The 15,594-nt window shown below is 49.1% G+C and carries 12 protein-coding genes, 1 riboswitch and 1 other annotated feature; of the genes, 8 read left to right on the top strand and 4 right to left on the bottom strand.

Going from position 1 to position 15,594, the window contains the following annotated elements:
* Positions 1-192: 192 nt before the first annotated feature.
* Entirely contained in the window at positions 193-1,875 is a 1,683-nt protein-coding gene (gene rnjA / locus ACKTSG_RS01890; RefSeq protein WP_407891389.1) for a ribonuclease J1, read from the bottom strand.
* 4 nt (positions 1,876-1,879) lie between these two features.
* Positions 1,880-2,092 (bottom strand): DNA-directed RNA polymerase subunit epsilon, encoded by a 213-nt coding sequence (locus ACKTSG_RS01885; RefSeq protein ID WP_125707103.1) that lies wholly within the window; start codon positions 2,090-2,092, stop codon positions 1,880-1,882.
* Between the two features lie 182 nt (positions 2,093-2,274).
* Between ACKTSG_RS01885 and ACKTSG_RS01880 the strand changes: the two genes are divergently transcribed.
* Positions 2,275-2,721: a hypothetical protein gene (locus tag ACKTSG_RS01880; RefSeq protein ID WP_407891387.1), complete on the top strand. Its 447-nt coding sequence runs from the start codon at positions 2,275-2,277 to the stop codon at positions 2,719-2,721.
* A gap of 138 nt (positions 2,722-2,859) precedes the next feature.
* Here ACKTSG_RS01880 and def read toward each other — a convergent pair whose 3' ends face one another.
* On the bottom strand, positions 2,860-3,414 hold the full coding sequence (def, locus tag ACKTSG_RS01875; protein WP_407891385.1) for a peptide deformylase: 555 nt from the start codon (positions 3,412-3,414) through the stop codon (positions 2,860-2,862).
* Positions 3,415-3,612: 198 nt separating this feature from the next.
* Positions 3,613-3,774, top strand: a riboswitch (M-box (ykoK) riboswitch).
* A 232-nt stretch (positions 3,775-4,006) separates the two neighbouring features.
* Between def and ACKTSG_RS01870 the strand changes: the two genes are divergently transcribed.
* The 5 genes from ACKTSG_RS01870 to typA all read left to right on the top strand — a co-directional run bounded on the left by ACKTSG_RS01870 (position 4,007) and on the right by typA (position 8,827).
* Complete coding sequence (locus ACKTSG_RS01870) at positions 4,007-4,786, top strand: hypothetical protein (RefSeq protein ID WP_407891383.1); 780 nt, start codon at positions 4,007-4,009, stop codon at positions 4,784-4,786.
* 146 nt (positions 4,787-4,932) lie between these two features.
* On the top strand, positions 4,933-5,799 hold the full coding sequence (locus tag ACKTSG_RS01865) for a lactate dehydrogenase (protein ID WP_407891382.1): 867 nt from the start codon (positions 4,933-4,935) through the stop codon (positions 5,797-5,799).
* Positions 5,800-5,802: 3 nt separating this feature from the next.
* Positions 5,803-6,084, top strand: a complete 282-nt coding sequence (locus ACKTSG_RS01860) for a UPF0223 family protein (protein ID WP_407891380.1) — start codon at positions 5,803-5,805, stop codon at positions 6,082-6,084.
* Positions 6,081-6,857, top strand: a complete 777-nt coding sequence (locus ACKTSG_RS01855; protein WP_407891378.1) for an inositol monophosphatase family protein — start codon at positions 6,081-6,083, stop codon at positions 6,855-6,857. The genes ACKTSG_RS01860 and ACKTSG_RS01855 overlap by 4 nt, the downstream gene beginning before the upstream one ends.
* A gap of 128 nt (positions 6,858-6,985) precedes the next feature.
* Positions 6,986-8,827, top strand: coding sequence for a translational GTPase TypA (gene typA, locus ACKTSG_RS01850; protein WP_407891376.1), 1,842 nt, complete (start codon positions 6,986-6,988; stop codon positions 8,825-8,827).
* 115 nt (positions 8,828-8,942) lie between these two features.
* On the opposite strand, the gene ACKTSG_RS01845 is transcribed toward typA, so the two are convergent.
* Positions 8,943-10,229 carry an O-acetylhomoserine aminocarboxypropyltransferase/cysteine synthase family protein gene (locus ACKTSG_RS01845; RefSeq protein WP_407891374.1) on the bottom strand — a complete coding sequence of 429 codons (1,287 nt, stop codon included), beginning with the start codon at positions 10,227-10,229 and terminating at the stop codon, positions 8,943-8,945.
* A gap of 113 nt (positions 10,230-10,342) precedes the next feature.
* Positions 10,343-10,594 (bottom strand) — a binding site (T-box leader).
* 365 nt (positions 10,595-10,959) lie between these two features.
* Here ACKTSG_RS01845 and ACKTSG_RS01840 point away from each other — a divergent pair.
* Positions 10,960-12,138, top strand: coding sequence for an FtsW/RodA/SpoVE family cell cycle protein (locus ACKTSG_RS01840; RefSeq protein ID WP_407891372.1), 1,179 nt, complete (start codon positions 10,960-10,962; stop codon positions 12,136-12,138).
* Between the two features lie 2 nt (positions 12,139-12,140).
* A complete protein-coding gene (locus ACKTSG_RS01835) occupies positions 12,141-15,590 on the top strand; it encodes a pyruvate carboxylase (protein ID WP_407891370.1) in 3,450 nt (1,149 codons plus the stop codon).
* The last annotated feature ends 4 nt before the right edge of the window (positions 15,591-15,594 follow it).

The following is a 15,594-nucleotide window of genomic DNA, read 5'->3' as shown; positions in this document are numbered from 1 at the left end:
CGTCCAACTTGATACGAACAATCTCGGGTTGATCTTCGTCCATATAAATACCTCACCATTCTTATGATGAGGTCATGATACCGCTTGGCAATTGAGAGGGATAGGCGGTCTGTTATTAGGTGCTTACCCGCTTTCTATCGGATTTTAGTCAGCAAAAAAGCCGGCTGGCAAATTGTCAGTCGGCTTGATGGTTTACAGTAAAATCAGCATCGGTAAGATCACTGGATGACGTTCGGTTTTATCGAACAAGAAGCTTTGCAGATTTGAAGTGATCGCATCTTTAAGCATGCCTTCAGTGACTTTTTCGTTGCTCTTGAAGGTATTTTTGATGGTGCGGTAAACGCGACGTTGGGCTTGGTTGATCAACTCGCCGGATTCACGCATGTAAATGAACCCGCGGGATAACAAGTCAGGACCTGCCAGCACCGCTTGTTTTTGCATGTTGATGGTGGCCACGACGACCACTAAGCCTTCTTCAGAAAGCGTGCGGCGATCGCGGATCACGGCGTTGCCGATATCGCCAATGCCATTGCCGTCGATGTAAACGTCAGTGGCTGGGAAGTGGCCGGCGCGCCGGGCGGAATCAGCAGTCAATGCTAAGACGTCACCATTTTCCATAATGAAGCAGTGATCTTCAGGAATATGGGTTTCTTGTGCCAATTCGGTATGGATCTTCAGCATCCGGTATTCACCATGGATGGGCATGAAGTACTTTGGCTTCATCAAGCGCAACATCAACTTTTGTTCTTCTTGACCACCATGGCCAGAAGTGTGGACGTTGTTGACTTTACCATGAATGACTTCAGCGCCGGCTTCTTCCAATTGGTTGATCACGTGGTTGACACTGGTGGTGTTACCAGGGATCGGATTGGAAGAGAAGATCACCGTGTCGCCAGGTTGAATCGAGATCTGCCGGTGTGTGCCGTTGGCGATACGAGATAACGCCGCCATCGGTTCGCCTTGTGAGCCCGTACATAAGATCATCACTTCGTTGGCAGGTAACTTGTTGAGTTCATGCGCGTCGATGAGCACGTCATCGGGAATGTCTAAGTAACCTAGCTCGCGGCCATTGACCATGGCAGTTTCCATGGAGCGACCAAACACGGCGATCTTGCGGCCATGATCCATGGCGGCTTGAGCGGCTTGGGCGATCCGCGAAATATTTGAAGCGAAAGTGGCGAAAATGATCCGCCCTTCGATACCATCAAAAATGTGGCGAATGGAATGGCCGACGAAGCGTTCAGACTTGGTGAAGTTAGGGATCTCGGCGTTGGTGGAATCACTCATCAACAACAAGACGCCTTCTTCGCCTAAGCGCGCCATTTTTTGTAAGTTTGGCGCCGGCTGGTCACCAACTGGGGTCAAGTCGAACTTGTAGTCCCCAGTTTCCACGATCACGCCGCTTGGTGTATGCACCGCTACCCCTAAGGTATCTGGGATACTGTGGGTGGTGCGGAAGAAGTCGACAGTGATCGGACCAAACTTCAACACCGCGTCTTCTTTCAGCTCAGTCATTTTGGTTGAGCGCAATAAGCCATGTTCTTCGAGTTTGCCTCGGATCAATGCCGCAGCTAACGGTGGGGCATAAACTGGCACATTCGGTACTTGTTTTAAGAAGTAAGGAATGCCGCCGATATGATCTTCATGCCCGTGGGTGATCACTAAGGCTTTGATCTTATCTTGGTTTTGCACCAAGTAGGAATAATCAGAAATCACATAGTCGATACCTAACAGATCATCTTCTGGAAATTTGATCCCAGCATCAATGACGATGATCTCGTCTTGGTATTGAACCCCATACATGTTTTTCCCGATTTCGCCTAAACCGCCGATAGCAAATACGGCAGTTTCGTTGTTCTTAATGTTGAGTTTCATTCAGTTAGAACTCCGTCAACTTAAAGTCAGGTTCTTTTTGCTCGAATTCCAGGAATTTGCCTGACAATTCTTGCACGTATTCGATGTTGTATGGGGTGTTTTCTTCCACCAAGCTACGTGCCGCCACAGCAGAGTCGGCGTTGATATAAAGCGTTTGAGTCGTTTCGCGGCGGGGGTTGACCACCTTGTCTTTTTGGTACAATACTTTGTAGATCATAATAAGCTCCTTTCGAATACGCAAAAAATCGCCCCAGTGTCTGGGGTAAAATTTCGCATTGACCGATCATTTGTTGAGGATCTCAACAGTTACTTTATATCTTAGCATAAACCTGACGTGCGCGCCACGGGGCCAACGTGTTACATTATAGATAGAAGCAATTACGCGTAAGGAGGAAGCTTATGGGCATTTGGATAATCGCAGGACTGCTCGTGATCGTCATCGCCGCTTTGCTGATCCGCTGGCGGGTGGCACGGCGCAAGCACGCCATGAAGGTGTTGATGCGCCACAACCAAAAAGCTTGTGATGCTGCAGTGTTTCAAGCATTGGCGCAACTTGGCGTGGCGCCAGCGCCAAAGGTGTCATCACAGCCAGTGGCAGATGTGTGGGGACATGGGATCATGGCGTTTGAATACCAAATGCCAAACGTCACGCCACCAATGGCTTTGGATCAGTTTCAACACGCCTTGCACGCGCAAACTGGCGCCAGCAACGCCAATAGTGTCAAACTGGCGCCAAGTTTAGTGGTGACAGATTGGTGGACGCGCGATGACATGACCCATTTTGATGTGGCTTATGTATCAAACGCGGCGACGCGCGAATATGTGCAAGATGTGCGCCGCGTCTAAAAAGCAGACCTCAGTCGCTTGCCATCGCGTCACGCCTAGACAAATAAGCGCCGTTGCACTGCGATTCAAAAGGCGAATCGTGATGCAACGACGCTTGTTTATTGGGATAAAAGCGCGGATGTTTCAGCTTGGATCGTTTTAGTCGATCAACACCGCTTCACTATCGATATGGAAAGGTTCTTCCTTATTAATGTGATCGTAGTACAAGATACCGTTTAAGTGGTCGATTTCATGTTGGCAAACGATCGCTGGGTAATTCTTTAAGCGGATCTTTTTGGTTTCGCCTTTGGTGTTTTGATAGCGAATGGTGATGCGGTCATGGCGCACCACATACCCGGGAATGTCTTTATCCACTGACAAGCAACCTTCGCCTTCAGACAACGCCGCGCCTTGAACGGAGTGGCTGATGATCACCGGGTTGATCAAGACTTCTTTAAATAAAATCTCGTCATCCGGTCCTGGGACCAATACAGCAGCCATCATTTCGCCGACGCCAACTTGTGGGGCGGCTAAACCAACGCCTGGACGCAGTTTGTATTTGGCATTTTTTTCTTCATCTTGGCTGATGACCAAGTATTCCATCATGTCATGCGCCAATTTTTGGTCGGCTTCAGACAGTGGAAATTCAACTTTGGCGGCATGTTCGCGCAAAACTTTTGCGCCGTCGCGGGTGATATCTTTCATTAAATACACAGCTGATTCCTCCATTGATAACTTAACTTCTACTCTACCACAAGCCAGAGACTGAAAAAAGCGCTACTGACGCGTAACCGGCAACGAAAATGGCTCAGTGACAGCAAGCTCACGACGCAAAAAAATCGTTACCGCGGTGCGGGCAGGTGCTTGACACGCCCGGGTTGAACCGTTAAACTAGGTTAGTAAGATAAATATGGTGCTTTCCGTTAGGCGAGGCTCCTATACGAACAATGCTGCTGCTCAGAAACATCCAGAGATGCCAATGAGTCAACCACGCTTACCGATAAGGTTTGCGTTAACGTAGCTGAAGAATTCTTCTAGGCGTATAGTGCTAAAACTTCACGATTGGGATGCAATAATTGCGTGCGCTCAATCGGCGGGCGCTTTTTATATTGCGGGGGTGCACACCCGTGATCCAAATTGATCCCGGCGGACGGTGAATGAAAGGTGGTGAGCACATGTTACAAACAGCAGTTGATGGTGGTAGTCCCGATAATGCAGATCCCGGAAGGTTTGTCATTGTGCCACCACTTCATTTAATCAAGTAATCGGCGCATCTCAAACCTCTGGTGACATAGAGGTGAAATCGATGCTGAAGATGCAACAATACAGCGGGTTGTCCCGCGTAGAAGTGCGCAAAGCCAAGCTGACGCTACCGCAAAACACACCAGCTCAGTTTGCGTTGGCATGGGCGCCGATCAACGCCTTGATGTTCGGCTTAAGTGTCGTGATCGCATTATTGGGTCACGTGGCTTTGGCGGCAGGCGTTTTGTTGATCGGCTTGAGTTTGGCAATTATTGCCAATGTTAGCTTGCGACACTTTTTTAACCAATTTGTTCAAAATGATGCCAAAGTTTTAGTGGTTCGCGACGGGCTTGCGCGCCAAGAACTTGTATCTGATCTAGTGCCAGGCGACCGTTTGATCGGCCAAGCTGGCATGGTATTGCCTGTTGATGTGTGGACCGACCAAGTCGTAAGCACCCCAACATTGCTGGCAGGATTGATGCGCTTAGTGGCGTTGACACCAGCTAGTGACTTGGCAATCGCCGGTACGGTGTTGACCACAGATGCAGCCGTAACAGTTGCTGCAGTTGGCCAAGCGCGCTTTTGTTTAAGCGCCTTGTTGCCAGCTTTGATGCAACGGCCGACAGTGGCATTTATCGCTGGGTTGCAAGCCGGCTTGCCACGGTTATTTGCACCCCTGGCAACGGTGGTCGCACACTTTGTAACGGCGCACACCCCAGTTGATCCCCAAACTCAAGTGGACGTGATCAATCATCCAGAATCCTTGGTTGGTAACACCCGTCATGCAGCGACTTTGAATGCGTTTCGGTACAACCAAGACCCAGTCTCGTGGCAGTCTAGATGATGGTGTCCATAATGCTCATCTCTGATTTTCAGAGGTGAGTTTTTTTGTAACCGCGCAACAAAATGACTGCACATTGTAATACTGCTGTCTTTTTATTCTGATTAAATTTTTGCTAAAATCAAGGCAATAAGCTTGGGAGGCGGATCATGCGAAAAGTCGTGGTTTGTGGGCAAAGTCGCTTGACGACTGCAGTGTTGAAAACGTTGATTGAAAGTACACAGGAGCTGGCGATCAGCATATTGTCACCAGCAGTACCAGCAGCAGATAGCTTGGCCTTATTGAGCCAAATGGGGCATAATCCGCTGGTCAAACTGACCGCCAAAGCTTGGCCGACAGTTGACGTGTTGGTGGTGACTGACTTTGGTGAAGCCACGGGAGCTGATTTTCAACCAGTGATGTTAGAACAGTTACGCAAAGTGATGAGTGCGGCGATGGCAGCAGGCTTTCAAGGCAAAGTGTTGGTGGCCACGCATGATGATGCGGTGTTGACCTATTTTGCTCAGCGTTTTTCCGGTTTACCCAAAACCAGCGTGATCGGGCTGGGGACCTTTGGCTTAAGCGCCTGTTTTGAGCGCTTGGTATCAGCACAGCTCAAAGTCCCACGTCGGCAAGTCACCGCTTATGTCGTCGGCACAGCGCGGCAACCGGTGTTATTATGGAGTCGCGCGTATGTCGCTGCCACGCCATTGTTGGCGTTATTGCCGCCAGTTGATGGTGTGGCCGATCCGTTATTGACGCAAGTCAGCGATGCTGTCAGCCAATATGCACAAGGGGATGCGGCTATTTTTTGGCCGGCGTTGGTGCAACGCGTTTTGGCAGGATTGTTCGGGCAACCATTGCTGGCACCGCTGACTTATATTCAAGACGATGCGGCTTGGGCGGTTCCGGTGTTGATCAATGAATCAGGCGCTCAAGTGCTTTCGCCAATGACCGCAGCCGATGCAGAAATGGCCGCCTTAGATGCGGTGCATACGACCCAAGCTGCCCAAGTGGCGGCAATTCAAGGAGAGTAAAACATGAAACCTAACTATCAATACCCTTTGGACATGGACTGGTCCACTGACGATATGGTCAAAGTCACCACCTTCTACCAACTAGTTGAAGATGCTTATGAACGTGGCGTGGACCGCGATAATTTGTTGGCGGCTTATCGGGGGTTCAAATCGGTGGTGCCAGATCAAGCCACCGAAAAACAATTAGGGCGCGATTTTGAAACCGTCAGTGGCTATTCCTTATACACGGTGGTCAAAATGGCTCGCGCCGGCGTTCAACAAAAGATTCGGGTCCACTTGTCATGAAAATCGACTTACAACAACTTGACGCAAAGGTCAGAAGTTGGCTAGCTGCTAGCCGGCAACAAATTTTGTTGGCGATGCAGTCGCCGTTAACTGTGGCCACCAAGTCGTCACGCAAAGATCTCGTGACCAATGTCGATCAGATGAATCAAGCCTTTTTAGTGGCGCAGATCCAACAAGCCTATCCACAGGCCCATATTGAAGGCGAAGAAGGCCAGCAAACCAAGATCGATCGGCTCAAAGGTTTGGTGTTTATTATCGATCCGATCGATGGCACGATGAATTTCGTCAAGCAAAAAGCCAACTTTGCCGTAATGATCGGCGTTTATGTCGATGGCGTGCCTGTATATGGGGCGATTTTAGATGTGTGGCGCGATGAGTTGATCGTAGGCGGCCCGGATTTTCCTTTAATGCTAAACGATAAGCCATTGTCGCATCCGCAAGACTTGCCATTAGCCGATGGCTTGTTAGGGGTCAACGGCCCGATGTTGATCAACAATCGCTTGCATGTGGCTGACATTGCGTTGGCATCTGCTGGGCCAAGATTGTTAGGCAGTGCCGGCATTGAGTTTAAATCGGTGGCATTAGGCCAACAAGTCGGCTATATTTCCTATTTGCAACCTTGGGATGTGGCTGCTGGCATGGCGATCGGGGCGGCATTTGGCTTGCAAGTGACACGGCCAAACGGCGACGCGCTGGCATTGTTGACCCCTGGTGTGGTAGTGGCAGCGATGCCCAAAGCGCATGCGCAGATCATGACTTTAATGAACCCTTAGATTTATTTTCTGAAAATTATGACACGCGTGGTTGTTTTGTGCTATAATTTCAAATCGGATACTGTGTCGATGTCGGCACGTTTTTTTATGATTAAATAGTTGCACCACCTCGAAAGGAAGTAGAACATTTGAAGACTCGCGACGATATTCGGAACATTGCGATTATTGCCCACGTCGATCACGGTAAAACCACCTTGGTCAACGAAATGCTGAAACAATCAGACACCTTGGACGAACACATTAACCTTCAAGACCGCGCTATGGATACCAATGCGATCGAAAAGGAACGTGGGATCACGATCTTGTCCAAAAACACGGCAGTTAAATATGGGGATACCACTATCAATATCGTGGATACCCCAGGACACGCGGACTTCGGTGGCGAAGTTGAGCGGATCATGAAAATGGTCGATGGCGTGTTATTGGTTGTGGATGCTTTTGAAGGCACCATGCCACAAACTCGCTTTGTTTTGAAAAAAGCCTTGGAACAACACTTGACGCCGATCGTTGTCATTAACAAAATCGATCGCCCAGGCGCACGTCCTGCTGAAGTTGTTGACGAAGTGCTTGAATTGTTCATCGACCTTGGCGCTGATGAATCTCAACTTGAATTCCCGATCGTTTATGCTTCTGCCATCAACGGCACCAGCTCTTATTCTGACGATCCGGCTGATCAAGAACACACCATGGTGCCTTTATTTGACACCATCGTCAAAACCATTCCAGCACCAGAAGACACTTCTGACGAACCTTTGCAGTTCCAAGTTTCCATGTTGGACTACAACGATTATGTTGGTCGTATCGGGATCGGTCGGGTGTTCCGCGGCAGTATTTCTGTTGGGGACTCCGTGACGGTGTTGAAGCTTGACGGCTCCAAGAAGAACTTCCGGGTCACTAAGATCTTTGGGTTCTTTGGCTTGAAGCGTGTGGAAGTGCAAACCGCCAAATCTGGTGATTTGATCGCGGTTTCTGGGATGGATGACATTTATGTCGGCGAAACTGTTGCTGATGCCAACCACCCAGATGCTTTGCCGATCTTACGCATCGATCCACCAACACTGCAAATGATGTTCTTGCAAAACGACTCACCTTTTGCCGGCCGTGAAGGCGACAAAGTCACTGCCCGTAAGATCGAAGACTACTTGCGCTCTAAGTTGCAAACTGATGTCTCCTTGCGGGTTGATGACACTGACCAAGCCGGTGCTTGGATGGTATCTGGTCGTGGCGAATTGCATTTGTCCATCTTAGTTGAAGAAATGCGTCGTGCCGGCTTTGAATTACAATTGGGTCGTCCTGAAGTAATCTATCGCGAAATCGATGGCAAGCTTTGCGAACCATTTGAAGAAGTTCAAATCGATACCCCAGAAAAATACACTGGGACGATCATCGATGCCATGGCGCAACGCAAAGGTGAAATGAAGAACATGGAAAACGAAGGCAACGGTCAAACCCGCTTGACTTTCCTTGCACCTTCTCGTGGCTTGATCGGCTACTCCACTGAATTCTTATCTTCTACTGGTGGTTACGGGATCATGAACCACACCTTTGAAAAATACTTGCCAGTTGTTCGCAACTGGGAACCTGGCCGTACCACTGGTGCCTTGGTTTCCATCAACGCTGGGCAAGCCACCACTTATTCGTTGCAATCCATCGAAGACCGTGGCCAATTGTTCATCGATGCCGGCACAGAAGTTTACGAAGGCATGATCGTCGGCGCCAACTCTCGTGAAATGGATATCGCCGTTAACGCGACAAAAGGTAAGAACTTGACCAACACCCGTGCTTCTGGTAAAGACCACGCGGCTGCTATCAAGACGCCTAAGCATTTGTCGCTTGAAGAATCCATTGAATTCTTGAACGAAGACGAACTTTGTGAAGTGACACCAGAATCTGTGCGTTTACGCAAAAAGATCCTGAACACCAACGAACGTCAAAAGTCCGACAAGAAAAAGAAGAAAGCCACGAACTAATTAAATGCTTTCAACTCAAAGCCTTCAGGAAAATTTTCCTGAAGGCTTTTTTTGTTGCATCAAAAAAGCGCCAACTCACGGGGGCACGTGGGTTGGCGCTTTTGGTCAGTGGCAATCAGTCGACGAATTCAAGGGCTTGCTTCAAATCATCGAGGATATCGTCAATGTTTTCGATCCCGATAGAAACGCGGATCAAATCAGGGGTGATACCAGCTTCTTTGAGCTGTTCGTCGCTTAATTGCGCATGGGTGGTGGAAGCAGGGTGGATGATCAAGGACTTGGCATCACCGACGTTAGCTAACAAGCTGAACAGCTTTAGGTGGTTGATCAAAGTGATCGCCCCATCACGGCCGGCTTTTAAACCGAAAGTGAAAATGGAACCTGAGCCTTTAGGAAAATACTTCTTGGCTAAATCCGCATACTTGGAGCCCTTAGCTTCTGGGTAGGATACCCAAGCGACCTTGGGGTTGTCCTCTAAGAACTTCACGACTTTGCGAGCATTTTCAACATGGCGTTCCACCCGCAAGCTCAAGGTCTCAAAGCCTTGCAGTAAGTACCAAGCCGATTGTGGTGAAAGCGTTGCGCCAGTGTCGCGCAAGTGTTCTGCGCGGATCTTGGTCGTGAAGGCTGCCGCACCAAGGTCTTTCCAAATGATCCCGTTATAAGATGCCACAGGGGTGGTGAAGCCTGGGTAGCGACCGCTGGCGGCATAATCAAATTTGCCATTTTCGATCACCAAACCGCCTAATGTGGCGCCGTGGCCGCCGATAAACTTGGTAGCAGAATGCACGATCACATCCACGCCATAATCAAATGGTCGGATCAAATATGGGGTGGCAAAAGTGGAATCGACAATCACCAACACGCCATGCTTGTGGGCCAAAGCGGTGACTTTTTCAAAATCAACAATGTTGATGGCAGGGTTGCCTAAAGATTCGAAGAACACCACTTTGGTATGGTCATCAATGGCATCTTCAAAGTTTTGGGGATCATCAGGGTCGACAAACGTGGTGGTGATGCCTAATTTCTTTAAGGTTTCAGAGAATAATTCAACTGTGCCGCCATAAAGTGTGGAAGCAGCGACGATATTGTCGCCGGCTTCCGTGACGTTAAGGACGGCAGCCGTCACTGCCGCAGCACCAGAGGCTAAAGAAATTGCCGCGGTGCCGCCTTCAAGGGCTGCAGCACGCGCTTCTAAAGCGGCGTTGGTGGAGTTGGTCAAGCGGCCATAGATGTTGCCGGGATCACGCAAAGCGAAGCGATCGGCAGCTTGTTTGGCATCTTTGAAAACGAAACTGGCGGTTTGATAGATCGGGGTGACCCGAGCGCCGGTGGCAGGATCTGGTTCTTCTTGGCCGGCGTGAAGTTGTAAGGTTTCGAAGCGATATTGGTTTTCTGACATGTTAAGCACCTCATAAGATTTTTTTGGCGTGTGATGCAGTATTGGAGTGGTGCAGCTGGCTGGCCGGCCTGATCGCGGGGATAAAAAAATCCCGGATCCAACATTTTAGTTGGATCCGGGACGACATGTCGTGTTACCACCCGTTGTTTTGATCGTTATCACTAGCGACCACTCATCAGGTACGAATGCTCACACAAGCATAAATACCTTAGCGCTTTAACGGGCGCTCCCGGACACGGCTTGCAACTTGTTCGCCACATCACTGGCTCGAAGACCATTTTCAAACGATCAGCGTGATCGACTTGCACCAAACGTCGACTCTCTTTGCACGTATTCCGTTTTACTTATCTCGTCATTGCCATTTGTTGAAACTAACTTTAATCGCTCCCTCACCAAAAAGCAACCCCTTTTTAAAATATTTTTTGAAAAAGCAGTTCAAACGCGACCTTCAGCCTGCCTGTGCCAGCCAACTTGTTAAAGTAAATCGGATATTAACTAAAATAATCGTAATTAATTGAAATTAGTTCGGTTTTAAACTGACAACTACAACCGTTGGCAATGGTGAGTTCGGATTTAATTGCGACGATCATCATGAACTTAGCTATTTTTACGGAATTTTCCTGAAAACAATGGTAAAATGATGAGGATTCACAGCTGCGACTCGTCGCCTGCGTTTTCAAGGGGATGTGATATAATTAATTCAACTTTGCCACGAAAGGGCGATTTGGTTGTGAAGAAGCTGCGTTATTTGGACTATTACATTTTAGTCCCATACCTTGTATTGATCGCGATCGGCGTGGTGATGGTTTATTCTGCCAGCGCCTACTGGATCAAAACCCAATATGGGCAAGCGGAAACGTCGGCAATGATCCGACAGCTAGCGTTTGTACTGGTGGGATTATTGATCGCTGTGTTTTTTTATTACTTCAAGTTGGATGTGTTCACGCATCCGCGCGCGCAGCTTTTCTTGTGGATCGTGACGTTCAGCTTATTGATCTACTTGACGGTGTTGAGTCATTTCCGGCCCAGCGCCGCGATCAATGGCGCCACGGCTTGGATCCAATTAGGCCCGATCAACATCCAGCCGACTGAATTAGCGAAAATGACGGTGATCGTGTATTTGGCGCATATGTTTTCCAGTCGCCAACAAACACTATTAGATCCAGATTTTTCTTTTAAGCAATTTGGTCAGCCATTATTTTTAGTCGGCGCTTGTATCATTTTGGTGTTTGCCGAACCTGATACTGGTGGCGCGGCGATCATTTTAGGCATTACCGTGGTGATGCTGGCAGCCAGCGGCATCAAAATGCGTTATGGCGTGTCTTGGGTCGGCTTGTTGGCGGCGTTGCTTTTTGCTGGGTATTGGGTGTTGACCCATGTGTCGTTCCCCAAAGCTTGGCAACATTCTTATCGGGTGCGGCGCTTATTGGCTGCCGTGCATCCATTTGCGATGCGCAAGCTTGAAGGCAATCAAGTGGTGAACTCCTTGGTCGCCATTGCCCATGGTGGTTTTTTTGGCGTCGGTTTAGGCAACTCCAGTCAAAAACTTGGTTATATTCCCGAACCATACACTGACTTCATCTTAGCCGTGATCGCCGAAGAACTTGGGGTGATCGGAGCGATGGTGGTCGTCGGGTTGATCTTTTATTTGATCCTGCGCTTTTATTTGCTCGGGGTGCGGGCCAAACATACGTATCAAGCGTTGATCGCTTATGGGATCGCAACGATGATGCTGATCCAAACGGTTTTTAACGTTGGGGCAGTTTTAGGGTTGATCCCAGTGACTGGGGTGACGCTACCTTTTATCAGCTACGGGGGCTCGAGTATGTTAGTGCTCAGTGCCGCGATCGGCATTATGTTAAATATTAGTGCGCAACAACAGCGCGCAAAAGTGAAGAAAGAGGCGTAAGCATGCATAAAGTGTTAGTCGCAAACCGTGGGGAGATCGCGATTCGGATCTTCCGCGCGGCTGAAGAACTCGGTTTAAAAACCGTCGGCATCTTTGCCAAAGAAGATGAATTGGCGATCCATCGCTTCAAAGCGCAAGAAGCTTATCAAGTAGGGGCTGGATTGGCGCCGATCGCCGCTTATTTGGATATGGACGACATTATTCGCATCGCAAAATTATCCGGTGCGGATGCGATCCATCCCGGCTACGGCTTATTATCTGAAAATGCTGAATTCGCTCGTAAAGTTCGCGCTGCCGGCTTGACTTTTGTTGGTCCACGCTCGGAATTGCTGGATATTTTTGGCGACAAAGTAGCCGCCAAAGAAGCCGCGCAAAAAGCCGGATTGACGACGATCCCAGGCACGCCGGAACCAACGCGAGATTTCAATGAGATCCTTGAATTCACCCAAAAACACGGCTTCCCAGTAATGCTTAAAGCGGCTAGTGGTGGCGGTGGCAAAGGGATGCGCATCGTACATTCTGAAAGTGAATTGCGCGAAGTTTACCAAAACGCGGTCAATGAAGCCAAAGCCAGTTTTGGCGACGACCGGATGTATGTTGAAAAGTACATTAAATCCGCCAAGCATATCGAAGTGCAAGTATTAGGCGATCAACACGGGCATTTGATCCATTTGTTTGAACGCGATTGTTCCGTGCAACGCCGCAATCAAAAAGTCATCGAAATTGCCCCAGCAATCGGTTTGCCGATCGCATTACGGCAACAAATTTGTGATGCCGCGGTGCAATTGATGAGCTCGCTGCATTACGAAAATGCTGGGACGGTTGAATTTTTAGTTGAAGGGTCAAACTTCTACTTCATTGAAGTCAACCCACGTGTCCAAGTCGAACATACCATCACGGAATTGATCACTGACGCCGATATTGTCCAATCGCAACTGCGGGTGGCAGACGGCGCAGATCTCTACAAAGATCTACATTTTCCACAACAAAAAGACATCACCTTCCGCGGCGCGGCGATCCAATGCCGGATCACCACTGAGGACCCAGCCAACAACTTCATGCCAGATACTGGCACTATTTCCACTTACCGCTCGCCAGGTGGCTTAGGGGTGCGCTTGGATGTCGGCAATGCGTATGCCGGGGCAGTGGTTTCGCCTTATTTTGATTCCTTATTGGTCAAAACTTCAGTGCATTCGGCGACGTTTGGCGGCGCAGTGCGCAAAATGCAACGCGCCTTGCGTGAATATCGCATCACTGGCGTTAAAACCAATTTGCCATTCTTACAAAATGTGTTGGATCATCCGACCTTCCAAGCTGGGGCGGCTGAAACCACCTTCATCGACAACACGCCAGAGCTGTTCAACTTGCGGCCAGTACGCTCGCGCTCTAGTGAGTTATTAGCTTATGTGGGCGAGATCACTGTCAACGGCTTTCCTGGTGTGGAACGCCATGAGCAAAAATATTACCCAGATTGGCATTATCAACATCAATTCCCACAACGTCCCTTACAGTGGCCAGCGACGACTGGCGGCTTGCCACAGCTGTTGAAAGACCAAGGCCCAAAAGCAGTCACGGATTGGGTCTTACACCACAAACAAGTCTTATTGACGGACACCACTTTCCGCGATGCACATCAAAGCTTATTTGCGACGCGGATGCGCACCCAAGATATGTTGCGGGTGGCGCCAGATATGGCCAATGGGTTGCCGAATTTGTTCTCCATGGAAATGTGGGGCGGGGCGACGTTTGATGTGGCATATCGCTTCTTGAAAGAAGATCCATGGCATCGCTTGGCCTTATTGCGCAAAGCCATGCCCAATACGTTGTTGCAAATGTTGTTCCGCGGCAGTAATGCCGTTGGGTATCAAAACTACCCCGACAATGTGATCCGTCAATTCATTCAAACTGCCGCCAAAGACGGGATCGATGTTTTTAGAATTTTCGATTCTTTGAACTGGGTCCCACAATTGACCCACTCCATTGATGCCGTCAAAGAAACTGGCAAGCTGGCAGAAGCCACGCTGTGTTACACCGGTGACATTTTAGGGGACACCCATCCTAAATACAACCTGCCTTACTACGTCAACTTGGCTAAAGAATTAGTCAATGCCGGCGCGGATATTTTGGCGATCAAGGATATGGCTGGGTTATTAAAGCCAGAAGCCGGCTATGCGTTAGTTTCAGCATTAAAAGACGCCGTCGACGTGCCGATCCATTTGCATACGCATGACACCACTGGTAACGGTGTCGCCACTTATGTGCAAGCCGTCAATGCAGGTGTGGACATTGTGGATGTGGCGCAGTCTGCATTTTCTGGTACCACTAGCCAACCTTCAATGGAATCCTTGTATTACGCGTTGGCCAATACTGAACGCCAACCTGAGATCGACATCGATCACGCGCAAAAACTGGATTCTTATTTCCAAAGCATTCGCCCGTACTACGCTGATTTTGCCAATGGGGTCTCAGGTCCATTGACGGATATTTACACGGTACAAATGCCTGGTGGCCAATATTCCAACTTACAACAACAAGCCAAGTCCATGGGCTTGTCGGACTTTGGTGCCGTTAAGCAAATGTATCAACAAGTCAATGACTTGTTTGGCGATATTGTCAAAGTCACGCCAAGTTCCAAAGTGGTCGGTGACATGGCGTTGTTCATGTTGCAAAATCACTTGACACCAGCAGATGTGTTGGATCATGGCGAAACCATCGACTTCCCAGAATCTGTGGTCAGCTTCTTTAAAGGCGACCTTGGGCAACCTGCAGGCGGCTTTCCACATCCGTTACAAGAAAAGATCCTCAAAGGTCAAAAGCCCTTAACGGTGCGTCCAGGTTCTTTGGCCAAGCCAGTGGATTTTGAAGCGGCGAAGGCACAATTGATCGAAAATGGGTTAACCGATCCTAAGCCAGAAGATGTGTTGTCAGCGATCTTGTACCCAGAAGTGTTTGCCAAATATCAACAAGACCACACCAAATACGGGCCAGTGACGACGTTGGATTCGCCCACGTATTTCCAAGGCATGCGCTTAGGCGAAACGGTACATGTGGCCGTACGTCCTGGGATCATGTATATCATGCGCTTGGATGCCATTGGTGAACCTGACGCGATGGGTATGCGGACGCTGTATTTCACGATCAACGGGCAAAAACAAGAGATCCAAGTCCAAGATGCCAAGAGCCAACACTCTACTTCCGCCCATCAACTGGCAGAGCCGACTAACAAGAACCAGATCGGCGCGCCAATGGGTGGTCGCATCGTATCCATCGCCGTTGAAAGTGGTCAAACTGTTGAAGCTGGTGACGACTTGTTCGTCACGGAAGCCATGAAGATGGAAACCACGGTGCATGCGCCATTTACTGGTCGCATCGAGCATTTGTATGTGGAAGCTGGCGACTTGGTACAAAGCCATGAACTGTTGGCAGTCTTGAAACCCGTCGCTAAAGATTAAGCAG

The organism is Lacticaseibacillus salsurae, assembly GCF_045862175.1.
Classification (GTDB): Bacteria; Bacillota; Bacilli; order Lactobacillales; family Lactobacillaceae; genus Lacticaseibacillus; species Lacticaseibacillus salsurae.
This window is presented reverse-complemented; position numbering and strand designations above follow the sequence as displayed.

What these genes read in the sequence shown, in the direction of transcription:
- ACKTSG_RS01860 (WP_407891380.1), top strand. Translation starts at nt 5,803, where the DNA reads ATGAAACCTAACTATCAATACCCTTTGGACATGGACTGGTCCACTGAC.
- ACKTSG_RS01865 (WP_407891382.1), top strand. Translation starts at nt 4,933, where the DNA reads ATGCGAAAAGTCGTGGTTTGTGGGCAAAGTCGCTTGACGACTGCAGTG.
- ACKTSG_RS01835 (WP_407891370.1), top strand. Translation starts at nt 12,141, where the DNA reads ATGCATAAAGTGTTAGTCGCAAACCGTGGGGAGATCGCGATTCGGATC.
- ACKTSG_RS01870 (WP_407891383.1), top strand. Translation starts at nt 4,007, where the DNA reads ATGCTGAAGATGCAACAATACAGCGGGTTGTCCCGCGTAGAAGTGCGC.
- ACKTSG_RS01855 (WP_407891378.1), top strand. Translation starts at nt 6,081, where the DNA reads ATGAAAATCGACTTACAACAACTTGACGCAAAGGTCAGAAGTTGGCTA.
- rnjA (WP_407891389.1), bottom strand. Translation starts at nt 1,875, where the DNA reads ATGAAACTCAACATTAAGAACAACGAAACTGCCGTATTTGCTATCGGC.
- ACKTSG_RS01885 (WP_125707103.1), bottom strand. Translation starts at nt 2,092, where the DNA reads ATGATCTACAAAGTATTGTACCAAAAAGACAAGGTGGTCAACCCCCGC.
- ACKTSG_RS01880 (WP_407891387.1), top strand. Translation starts at nt 2,275, where the DNA reads ATGGGCATTTGGATAATCGCAGGACTGCTCGTGATCGTCATCGCCGCT.
- ACKTSG_RS01845 (WP_407891374.1), bottom strand. Translation starts at nt 10,229, where the DNA reads ATGTCAGAAAACCAATATCGCTTCGAAACCTTACAACTTCACGCCGGC.